The organism is Mucilaginibacter gotjawali (genome assembly GCF_002355435.1).
GTDB classification, from domain to species: domain Bacteria; phylum Bacteroidota; class Bacteroidia; order Sphingobacteriales; family Sphingobacteriaceae; genus Mucilaginibacter; species Mucilaginibacter gotjawali.
In genome coordinates this window covers 3,442,102-3,454,634 of sequence record NZ_AP017313.1, presented here as the reverse complement: position 1 = coordinate 3,454,634, position 12,533 = coordinate 3,442,102, and the positions used below count along the sequence as shown (strand labels likewise).

Annotated in this window: 3 protein-coding genes; 1 reads left to right on the top strand and 2 read right to left on the bottom strand. The window is 44.5% G+C overall.

Annotation, left to right across the window (positions count from 1 at the left end; genetic code table 11):
* Window positions 1-15 precede the first annotated feature (15 nt).
* Window positions 16-4,155, bottom strand: coding sequence for a non-ribosomal peptide synthetase (locus MgSA37_RS15260; RefSeq protein ID WP_197706002.1), 4,140 nt, complete (start codon window positions 4,153-4,155; stop codon window positions 16-18).
* Between the two features lie 2 nt (window positions 4,156-4,157).
* The gene (locus MgSA37_RS15255; protein ID WP_096353091.1) at window positions 4,158-10,787 is read right to left on the bottom strand and encodes a type I polyketide synthase; all 6,630 of its coding nucleotides are present in this window, start codon (window positions 10,785-10,787) and stop codon (window positions 4,158-4,160) included.
* 220 nt (window positions 10,788-11,007) lie between these two features.
* Here MgSA37_RS15255 and MgSA37_RS15250 point away from each other — a divergent pair, with 220 nt between their 5' ends.
* The gene (locus tag MgSA37_RS15250) at window positions 11,008-12,489 is read left to right on the top strand and encodes a tetratricopeptide repeat protein (RefSeq protein WP_096353090.1); all 1,482 of its coding nucleotides are present in this window, start codon (window positions 11,008-11,010) and stop codon (window positions 12,487-12,489) included.
* The last annotated feature ends 44 nt before the right edge of the window (window positions 12,490-12,533 follow it).

Below are 12,533 nucleotides of genomic sequence, written 5' to 3'. Positions count from 1 at the left end.
CTCGGGCATAGCAAATCAGGGTTTCAAAACGGCTTCATCCAAACACTTTTGCAGTATGCTCGCAAAAATTTTATCGTTGGGGGTTTTAAATATGGTATTGTGTTCTCCGGGGATCTTATGTATCCTTACCCCTTTAAGTGCATATGGTTTCCAACCCAGGTTTTCAAAATCATCCATATAAAACGTTCTGTTTTCAGCCCTGAATACATCAACCGAAATATCATAAGGTTTAAGCTGGTAATATTTCTCAGCATATTCGTTCATCACATCTACTTTGTTTGAATAGCCAAAAATACCTGCCTGGGTTTGGTTTTTACCGTATCTCAAATTCCAGTAATACCGGATAAATCTGCGTTTGATATTGGTACCCGTGTTTACCAAAGTGTACCTGAAGCCGTTGCTGAAAGTTAGTGTATAAAAGAAGCGTTTGATAAAAAACTTTCCTCTTTTAAATAGTTTCATTAAGGTTGGGTCATAATGCGGCGAGCGGTAAGCATAGGTATCAAACATGGCCAGCATTTTTACTTCCTTACCTAAAGCTTCTAATTGCCTTGCCATTTCAAAGGCGATAATGCCGCCGAATGAATAGCCAGCAAGGGCATAAGGGCCGCTCGGGTTTTGTTCAATTATGGCGGCGATATAATGTGCGGCAATATCTTCAATTTTATCAAGGGGCTCATCAATGCCATCCAATCCCTTTGCCTGTAAGCCGTAAACCGGTTGTTCAGGCGACATATTCATGGCCAGGGTATTAAACAATAACACATTTAAACCCGCGCCATGTACCATATACAAAGGCATTTTACTTCCCTTGGGTTTAATCGGCACCAATGAATCCCAGGTGATCGATTTTCCCGGCTCAAACAATTGTGCCAGCTTTTCAACCGTAGGCGATTCAAATAAAGTAGCCAAAGGCAAACGTTTACCGGTTTCTTTTTCAATGCGGCCCATAACCTTTACGGCTATCAGCGAGTGCCCGCCCAATTCAAAAAAGTTATCATGTACGCCAATTTTTTTAACGCCCAGGTACTCAATCCATATATTCGTTAAAGTCTTTTCAATATCAGTTCGTGGAGCAACATAAATATGTGTTTCTTCGGTAATAACCGCGCCATGTTTTGCCAATGCCTTCCTGTCAACTTTCCCGTTGGGGGTTAACGGCATTGCCGGTACAGCAATAAAATTATCAGGCACCATATAATCCGGCACTGATTTTTTTAGTGATTCTTTCCAATTCGATATTTGAGTGGCAGCAGTTACGTTGTTAAGGTTCTCCAGGTCCAGCACAACAAAAGCCACCAGTTTGTCAACACCTAACTGATCGGGCCTTGCAATAACAACAGCTTCTTTAATATCTTTCTCCTTTTCAAGCTGAAATTCAATTTCGCCTGTTTCAATACGGTAGCCCCTTATTTTTACCTGTGCGTCTATCCGGCCAAGGCATTCAATCTCGCCGTTATGCATATATTTGCCCAAATCGCCTGTGCGGTACATTTTGGCGCCTGGCACTTTTACAAAAGGGTCATCAATGAATTTTTCATCGGTTAATTCGGGCCTGTTTAAATAGCCTTTAGCAACGCCATCGCCACCGATGTAAATTTCACCGGCAACACCGGGTGCAAGTGGTTTTAAAAACTTATCTAAAATGTATATGGAAGTATTGTTAATAGGTCTGCCTATTGAAATAACTTTATCCTCAGCAGTTAAATGTTTGATGGTCGACCATACAGTTGTTTCAGTTGGTCCGTAAACGTTCCATAAGGAAGATGCCCGTGTTAAAAGTTTCTGTGCCAGGTCCTGCGGAAGCGCTTCCCCGCCGCAAATTACTTTTAAGGGATCTTTTTCACTCCAGCCGGCTTCCAGCATAATCCTCCAGGTATATGGTGTAGCCTGCATTATGGTTACGTGCTCCTTCCTGATGATATCCAGTAAGGCGCGACCATCCTTTGCAGTGGCGCTGTCGGCGAGGATGATCTCGGCCCCGGTAATTAATGGCAAAAATATCTCCAGTCCTGCAATATCAAAACTAATGGTTGTAACAGCCAGTAATTTATCATTTGCCGTAATACCCGGCGCTTTTTGCATGCTGGTTAAAAAGTTTACCAGGTTATGGTGCGCAATTTGTACCCCCTTTGGATTACCGGTTGAGCCCGAAGTATAAAGGATGTAAACCAGGTTATTGCCGTCAACATCAACTTTGGGGTCTGTTGTGCCATATTCAGGCAGGTTTTGCCATTCGTCTTCTAAAATCAATTCCTTAGCACCGGATTCATAGTACCCTTTATATTTAAGCGAGGTTAATAAAACCACGGCCTTTGAATCTTCCAGCATATAATTGATGCGGTTTAAAGGGAACTGGGGATCGAGAGGGATGTAGACAGCGCCCGTTTTCATTATCGCCAGCAGCGCTACCAGCATTTCTACCGATCTATCGAGGGCAAAGGCTACACAGTCGGCTTGTTTAACACCGTTTTTTATTAATAAACGCGCTAACTGGTTAGCCTGCTCATCTAATTGCTTGTAGGTGATCTTTTGTTCACCAAAAGTGATGGCGGTTTTATCTGGAATTGTTTCGGCTTTTTCTGAAAATAGTTGATGTACAGGGGTATACATTGGATAGGGGTATTGGGTATTATTCCAGGCGTTTAATTGTGATTGAATCTCTCCGGCATTTAAAACAGGAATATTTTTAATTAATATTTCGGGTTGTTTAACTAATTCAGTCAATAAAAATTCAAAGCCATCCATCATCCGCTTGATGGTTGCGGCTTTAAATAATTGTGTATTATATGACCATTCAAGCGTTGGCGCTTCTTCGTGACCGGCAATATTTAAAAATAACTCAAAATTTTCAAATTCACGCGGATTGCTGATCAATCTGTGCTGTAACGCATAAAAGTTTACATCATTATCCAGGCCCATATCAATGTTAAACATTACGGGGACCAGCGGAATCCGGGATGAATCGCGGGTAATGTTTAATTTTTTCAGCAGGCTGCCAAAGGTATACAACTGGTGATCATAGGCGTCAAGCACATCAGATCTGCGTTGCTTTAAATAGTTTTTGAAAGATAGTTCACCTTTTGGAAAGCTTCGTAGTGCGAGCAGGTTTACGCAATGGCCAACCAGGCGGAAATTATCCGTAGCGGGTTGCCCGGCGGCAGGCAGGCCAACGATTATTTCGTCCTGACCTGTTAACTGGTGTAAAAAAACCTCGAAAGCGGCCAGTAAGGTGGTAACGAAACTGGTCCCGGTACTTTTGCCGAGCTTTTTAACTTCGTTTGCCAATGTGCTGTTTAGGGTATAATCCTCCCTGTGGCTTTTGTACGTACGCAGGGCAGGGCGGGGGAAATCAATGGGTAGATTTAGTGTATGTTCGCTTCCTTCAAACTGTTTTATCCAATAATCTTCGGTTTCTTTAAAAGATTCACTTGAAGATGCTGCTGTTTCGGCGATAGCATAATCGCTAAAAAGCGGGCCCTTTGGCAGGTTGATATATTCGCCTTTTGTATGTGCGGAATAAAGCTGGCTCAGATCCTGCATCATAATACCGATCGACCAGCCATCACATACAATGTGGTGTACAACAAAGGTTAAATAATGCTCCTTGTCGCTTAATTTAAACAATGATGTTTTAAAAAGCGGCCCGTTGATCAGGTCGAATGGAGTAAGGACGTATTGCTTATTGTAAGCTTTAATGTAGGCATCCTGTTGTTCTGCCGTTTTTGAAGAGATATCATGAAAATCAACATCCAGCGTTACATTTTTAAATACGCAAATATGTGCGCCGTCGCCGCTGAAGGTCATTTTAAGGGCCTGGTGCATGTTTACTACGTCCTGCAAAGCGCGGAACATGGCATCTTTATTGAAATCGCCGGTTAAAACAATGGTAAAGCTTTCATTGAAAGCACAGCTTGCGTCCGCATCGCCAATGAGGCATGACGCCCATATTTCTGTTTGCGATTCTGTAGCAGGGGCGATCAGTTCGATCTCGGGTCCGCCGAAGGGATCAAAGTCAACAGGAGCGGTTTCATAAACCGGGCTGATATTGTTTAGTAAAGCCTCTGTTTCGTGGGCCGAAGCTAAAATTTCGGGCTCTGCGAAAGGATCAAACTCTACCGGCCTTATATCAATTACTGAATTAGATGTTTCCAAAATTAATTACCGTTTAATTTAACCTGTAAATATTTACCGGGATTGTTTATATCGCTGATAAACCAGCCCGGGTTGCCGTCCTTATCGCGGCCAAGCCTGGCCCCGGGGAACAGTGATTCCATCAACTGATTTGATTCTTCTTTTATTGGAGCTGCAGGTCTTTTTGAAGGTAAAAAGCCCGATGCGATCAATTCATTAACACTTTCGCCGAATGTAGATATAATCTGGTCAACGTCCTGTTTGGCATGCGATTCTGTTAAAAAGCAAGGGAAAAGATCCCAGATGTGGATGCCTTTTTCGCGCATCAGCGTAAATAACAGTTCGCCGTAAGGCAATTCATCTTTGAATTTTATTTTCCATAATGACCCGAATGAAGGAATATACATAGGTACACCTTCTTTTTCGCAAATGGCGTTCAATTCTGCTGCAAGATATTGCGTCATAGAGTTCAAACCTTGCTGCAAAGCGGGCCCTTTTTCTTTCATGTATTCCAATGATGCTTTGCCTGCCGCCAGCGCTAAAGGATGCCGTACAAATGTGCCGGCGAAATAGGTTACACCAGCTTCGGGCTGCGAATCATCGCCATATTGCCAGAAACCGCCGTCGAGCGCGTCCATATATTTTTTAATGCCGGCAATGGCGCCGATCGGCATGCCGCCGCCAATAACTTTACCGTAAGTGCCCAGGTCAGCTTTAATGCCAAACATCGCCTGCGCGCCTCCGGGATGCATCCTGAACCCACTGATCACTTCGTCAAATATCAAACAGGTGTCCGAAGCCCGGGTGATCTGTCTTACTTTTTTAAGGAATTCAACCGGCTGAAATTCGGGGCGGCGTGACTGTACCGGCTCAACCAGCACAGCTGCCAGTTCGTGGGCACGCTCCTGGATGATCCTCAGCGTTTCATCGGTTCCGTAATCCAGTATCAGCATATTCTGAACAACCTCAGGCATAATGCCGGGTGCAGCAGGTATGGTTTTTAATTTTTTGGTGCCGCGAACGATCACTTCATCATTGATCCCGTGATATGATCCGCTAAAAGCAACGATTAGTGTGCGTCCGGTTACGGTGCGTGCGATACGCATGGCGCCCAACACCGCCTCGGAACCGGTATTACAAACAGCGGCCCTGTCGAAATTGGTTAATTCGCTGATCAAACGGCAAACATCGCCGGCAAGTTCATGTTGCGGGCCAATCTCGTAACCCTTTTCAACTTGCTCTAATACGGCTTTCTTTAATACATCAACCTGGTAACCCAGGAAATTGGAACCGAAACCGTTTAAGGCGTCAATATATTCGTTGCCATCGATATCCCAAACCCGTGCGCCTTTTGAGCGGTTTACCACTAAAGGATAAACGATCTCTTTGGTTAAAGGCCTGAAACCGCTCACTACGCGGGGATCGGCCATATACGCGCGGTGCTTTTGTGTATAAGCTTTGCTCGCACCTGTTTTTTTGTTATAGCGAGCGGTAAGCCCGCTTAAAAATGATTGCTGTTTTTCAGTTAAACCCTGTACCTGTTTTTCGATCCTGGCAGTTGCGCCGAATGGTTTTTTAACTTCAACCTGTTCCTCAGGCGTAAGGTCATACAGGATCTTCGGTACCGCAGGCGTTGCCGCTAATGGCGCTGCTGGTGGCGTTTGACTTACCGGCGCACTGGCTGGTGTGTTTTGTAATGCCGACAGTTGCGAAGCCAGCATTTGGATCTGCTGCGCGATCAGGTCCAAAGCAGGGTTTGCGACCGGGGCGGGGGCAGCTATTGGTGCCGGTATTGCAGGAGCGCTGTAAACCGGTTGCTGGTAACTGCTTACCGGTGCTGCCTGTGGCTGATATGCCCCGGCAGGTAAACTGGCATCCAGGTATTCGGCGAGGGTTTGAATGGTATTATAATCCTCGAATAATTTTCTGAACGTGATAGGCACATTAAACTCTTTTTTGAGGTTGGTTGCTATCTGAGTAAGCAAAAGGGAATCAAAACCGATCTCTACAAAATTTACATTTGTAGCGGCCGTATCTATTTCAATGCCAGAGGCATCTTCAAATAGCTCCCTTAGTTTTTCAGTAAGTAATTCTTGTCTCATCGGTAAATTTTCAATAGTTATATTTTCTTTTTCTAATTCGGTTTGCGGCGTTTCATCGGCTTGAGCGTTTATTTGCTGGGGTAGGGCCGCTTCAAGCCAGTATCGTTTTTTATCAAATGCATAGGCCGGTAAATTCAGCTTCAATCTTTTTTGGCCATGGTAAAGGGCCTTCCAATCCGGCTCCATACCATTTAACCATATTTGGCCTAACGCCCTTAATACGGAATAGTACTCTGTAGTTGTTTCATTTTTTTCAAAACCTGATAATATTGGTGTCGATTTATTTACTACCTGCTGCCTTGAAAGCGTTGCAAGCACTGTTCCGGGGCCCACCTCAAGCAGTAAACGGCCTTCGCTATCCTGCAAAGTATCTACCGCATCAGCAAACCTTACCGTTTTGCGCAAATGCTGCGCCCAGTAGGATGGGTCGGTAGCTTCTGCTTCACTCATCCAGTTACCGGTAACGGTTGATACTACAGGTTTTACCGGGGGATTTAATTTCAAGGTTTTCACCACCTCCTCAAACGGCTTAACAATTTCATCCATCATGGCAGAGTGAAAAGCATGGCTGGTATGCAGCAAACGCCCCGGAATTTCAATTTCTTCCAATTTCGATGCAAATGCTTCAATCAATTTATCCGGACCGGCAACCACACATAATTTATTGCTGTTGATGGCAGCTATGCTCAGGCCTTCGGGTAAAATGGTTTGTAGCTGGCGGGCATCAGTTCTAACAGACAGCATACTGCCTTTTTCAACCTCGCTCACCATCCTTGCACGGGTTGATATCAACAGCAGAGCATCTTTTAAGCTAAATACGCCCGCAAAATGCGCCGCAACAAATTCACCAATACTGTGCCCTGTAAAAATGGTGGGCTCAATACCCCAGCTCATCCATAGTTTGGCCATGGCATATTCCATTATAAATATGGCCGGCTGGGTATAAAAAGTGTTTTTTATTTTTTGTGCCGATGCTTCATTTACGACCGAAGGATAGATCACATCCATGATCTGTGCCTGCGGCGTATCTTTCAATAATCCGATACATTCATCAACAGCGGCCTTAAAAACAGGTTCGTTATCATACAATTCACGGCCCATATTCACATATTGCGAACCCTGGCCCGGGAACATAAACACAATTTCGGATGCTTTTGAGCTGAGTTTTTTATAGGTTGAGGCTTCTATGTTTGTTGAAGACAGTTTTGCTGACAGATCTTTGCTGTCGGATGCGATCACAAACCGGCGCTGGTTGAAATCAGCCCGTGTATTTTGCAAAGTATAAGCAATATCAGCAATTGTAATATCCTGATGCTCGTTCGCAAAAACGGCAAGTTTTTTAGCATAATTGCCCAAACTGGTTTCGGATTTTGCAGACCAGGTGATCAGCGATTGCGGTTTTGCAATACCTGATTCTACCGGAGCATTTTCAAACTCTTCCAAAACAAGATGAACATTGGTGCCACCCACGCCAAATGAACTTACACCGGCGCGGCGCATTTGATCAGCCTCCCAATTTTTTAAGCTTGCGTTGATATAAAACGGACTATCGTCCAGTTTGATGTTTGGATTGAGTTTGTTGTAAAACAAAGTAGGAGGGATTTGCCGGTGGTGCAAAGCCAGTACGGTTTTTATCAAACCGGCAACGCCAGATGCCGCTGTTAAATGCCCCAGATTGCTTTTTACCGAACCTATGGCGCAAAACTGTTTTTGTTCCTGCTCACCGAAAGCCAGGTTAAGGCCCTCAATTTCAATAGGGTCGCCTAATGGGGTCGCGGTACCGTGGGCTTCTACATAACTAATGGTCGACGCTTCAATGGCGGCATCGTCAATCGCCATGGCAATGGCGCCTGCCTGCCCCTCAGCACTCGGGCCGCCAAAGCTGCCTTTGTCGGCACCGTCATTATTAATGCCTACGCCTTTAATTATGGCATAAATAGTATCGCCATCGCGTTTTGCTTCTTCTAAACCTTTCAAAAGTACCGCGCCGGCGCCGTCACTAAAAACGGTTCCGGTGGCTTCGGCGTCAAAGGGTTTGCAATGCCCATCCTTACTCATGATGGAGCCTTCCTCGTAAAAATGCCCGCTTTTTAAGGGTGAGGTGATGGATGCCGCCCCTGCGAGCGCAATATCACACTGCCCGTCCCTGATGCTGCTCACCGCTTGCGCAATGGCTAACAATGAGGTAGAACATGCCGAATAAATGGCTACTGCCGGCCCCTTCAGGTTCAGCTGGTAGGCTGTCCGGGTAGCGATATAATCTTTTTCGTTTAATAATCTTACGTTGAACTGCCCGGCCCGCTCAACAATCTCTGGATGGGCCAATACATTGTTGGTGAAATAGGTATTGTAACCAGTGCCTGCGAAAACGCCGACAGCGCCATGGAACCTTTGTGGTAAATAGCCGGTATTTTCCAGGATCTCCCAGGCAATCTCCAGAAACAGGCGCTGCTGCGGATCCATCATCTCAGCAGATCGGGGATTAAAGCCAAAAAACTCGGCGTCAAACTCATCTGCCTTTTCAATTACCCCGCGCGCTTTAACATAAGCTGGGTCATTTTTTGTGGCTGATGAGATAGATGGGTCAAGCTCCGCATCACTAAAAAAGCTGATGGTTTCGCGGCCTTCAGTAAGCATGTCCCAAAATTCGTCAATGGTATTGCTGCCCGGGAAACGGCCTGCCATGCCAATAATGGCGATATCCCTATTGGTGCCTTTATCTTTTTTCTTTTTTTCGTTGGATGTTACCGGGCTTGCTTTAGTCGCGCCGCTTAACAGTTTTGCAACGCCGCTAATCGTTGGGAACTGGTATAATTTGGTAATAAGCACTTCGTACCTAAATTGCTGTTTTAAAGCTGCGACAGATTTTAATGCAAGCAAAGAGTTACCGCCCAGTTGGAAAAAGTTGTCGTCAACCCCTATTTTATCCAGCAGCAAAAGCTCCATCCAAATATGGGTGATATTTTTTTCGACGGGAGTAACCGGTGCTTTGTACAAAGTATCCATTTCCGGCCTTTTGAAATCTGGTTTTGGCAGGTTTTTCCGGTCGACTTTTCCGCTGGTTGTTTTGGGTAATTCACTTAGCCACACGTATGCTGAGGGATGCATAAAATCAGGCAATTGCTGTTCAATGCTTTTTCGTACATAGTCGGTATCACCTTTATCTTTAGCCGAAACAAGGTAGGCCACCAGGCGTTTTTGCCCCGGAACATCTTCCCTGGCGACCACAATGGCCTGCTGTATGTCGTTTAGTTGGTTGATCAGCACTTCAATTTCCCCTAATTCAACCCTGTTGCCGCGGATTTTTACTTGCGTATCCCTGCGGCCAAGGTATTCAATATTACCATCGGGCAGGTAACGCGCCAGATCACCGGTGCGGTAAATGCGGGTTGTTTTTTCTTCAGTTTCTTTCCGGAAGATGAACCTTTCTGCGGTCATTTCAGGGCGGTTCAAATAGCCATCAGCCAGGCTCAGCCCGCTTACGCATAGTTCGCCTGTTTCACCGCATGGGAGTTGCTTTAATTCTTCATCAAGAATGAGGATCTCTGTTTCGTCAATCGGTATCCCAATGGAAGGCAGTGCAGGCCATTGCGCCGGCTCGCCTTCCAGCTTTAACTGGGTTACCACATGTGTTTCAGTAGGGCCGTATTGATTATATAATACGCAGCCAGGCAATGCCGAAAAGAAGCGAACTACCTGCGGGGTGATCTTTAATTGCTCGCCTGCTGTCATCACTTCCTTTAAACAGGCAGGGAAATGCTTTTCGGCATCCGCAGCTTCTGTTAAATACTGAAGTACCACAAAGGGCAAAAATATCCTGTTGACGTTGTTATCTTCGATATAATTGAGCAAACGCGTTGGATCAACCCTTAAATTTTCATTTACCAAAACCAAAGTGCCGCCGGTTGTTAAAGTTGCAAATATTTCCTGGAACGATACGTCGAAAGTTAGCGGCGCAAACTGCAGGGTGTTGAAGCCTGCGGCAGAAGCAGAATGCTTTTCCTGCCATTGCAGCAAATTGGCCAGCGCTGCATGCCCCATAGAAACACCTTTCGGCGTGCCGGTTGAGCCGGAAGTATACAAAACATAAGCAGCTGATTTACTAACCGGAATTTGTTGAGGCGCGGCAGGGTATTCTTTATCGGAATCTAAAACTTTGATACCCAATGGCTCAAAAAGGTGTTTTTGGGTAGATATGGACACGCATGTATCGATGCCCGAATCGCTTACAATCTGTTGCAGGCGGTCTTGTGGGTATTCCGGATCAAGCGGCAAATAAGCTTTGCCTGCTTTTAAAATAGCCAAAACACTGATAATGGTTTCCACACAGCGAAAGGTGCTGACGCCCACGACCAATGAATCGGGCGATTGCGCATAGATTGCAGCCGCCAGTTTATCGGCAGTTTCATCCAATTGGCTGTAAGTTAAATTTTCTTCACCAAATATTATGGCAGTAGCGCCCGGCGTTTTGCTCTTTTGATCTTCAAAAAGCTGGTGAATAAGTATGCCATTATTGAGGCCAATTTGAGTTGTTTTTCCGGTAATATCCATTAAGACCCGATTTTTGTTTCTAATACTAATTCTGATAAATAGGGGTATTCGTACACAGAATGATAGGCCTCTTTATACGGATGCTGCATTTATTAGGTTGTAGTTTAAACAATGACAAGCTATTTTAGTTCTTTTGATGTGTTTTATAAGGAAGCAAGAAGCTTTTTTTTGTAAAAGCACACATGTTCTCAATAAAATGTTTTAAATATCTTTGATGCTAATGATCCAAAAATTTTTAACCCTCATCGTCTTCTTTTTAACCTGGCAACTAACTGCAAAAGCTAATTTTAGTTACGACGCTAATTGTACCGACGCCTATAAAGCTATCCTCGACCTCCGGATGAATGATGCGCGTTCACTCATTCAAAAAGAGAAACAGCAAAACCCGCAAAATGGTATCATTATATTGCTCGAAAACTATGTCGATTACTTCAGTTTGCTTGCATCTGAAAATAAAGCAGATTATGAACGCTTAAAGGATCTAAGGTCGGCACGATTATCTGCATTGGAAGGTAATGACAGCAACTCTCCTTTTTACCTGTACGCGCAGGCGGAGATTTACCTGCAATGGTCATTTCTTAAGGCAAAGTTCGGGGACTATGTTTCCTCCGGATTTGATGCAAAAAAAGCCAACGGGCTATTGCATGACAACGAAGAAAAATACCCCGGGTTTGTACCTGATCAGATAAGCCTTGCATTGGTAAATGTAGTTTTTGGCTCCATCCCTGCGAGCTTTAAAAGTGTTACCCGTTTTTTGGGAATGAGCGGCAATGCACAGGCTGGAGTTAAAAAACTGGAAGAGCTTAAGGCCGATCTCCCCAAAACAAAATTCGCTTTTTATAACAGCGAGGTGATTTTTTTTATTTGTACGATAGATATCAATGTGCTGCACAATAACAATGATTACCCAAGGCTAATCTCTATGCTGAATGAGATGGGCAGCAGCAGTTTGCTAAAAACGTATGTGCAGGGCCTCATCGCCTCAAAAACTGCACATAATGACGATGTGATAACTTACCTGGAAGCAAGGCCAAGGACAGGTGACTATGTTAAAGTACCTTCGATAAATTATATGCTTGGCTGTGCTAAACTTTGCCGGTTAAACAATGAAACGCCGACACCTTTGTATGATTTTATTAATGAATACAGGGGAATAAATTACATAAAGGATGCTTACTTAAAACTCGGCTACTTTTATCTTTTACAAAATGACCAGGGTAAATACGAATATTTTGTAAGACAAGTAAAAACCAAAGGTTATACCATCGATAGCAAAGACCAGCAGGCCCTCTGGGAAGCTAATGACACCAAGCCGGATCTGGACCTTTTAAAGGCCCGGTTTTATTTTGATGGCGGCTATTATGGCAAAGCTTTGGCGCAGTTGGCAAACAAGGATGAAAGTGACTTTAAGCTCCTGAGGGATAAAATTGAATGTTGCTACCGGCTGGGCAGAATCTATGATAAAACCGGTAAATACGGCGACGCCATTTTGAATTATCAAAAGGCCATCAGGTTAGGGTCGTCAACCAAATATTACTTTGCGGCGAACGCAGCATTAAGCATCGGAAAGATTTACGAAGACAAGAAAGACTTTAAAAGGGCAGGGGATTACTATAACCAGGCGCTTAATATCCACGGCCATCAATACCAAACCGATATTGATAACGACGCTAAAGCAGGATTAAAGCGGATTGGGCAGTAGGGGAAGATTTCGGATTTTGCCTGCCCGCCGCGGGCAGGCAATTT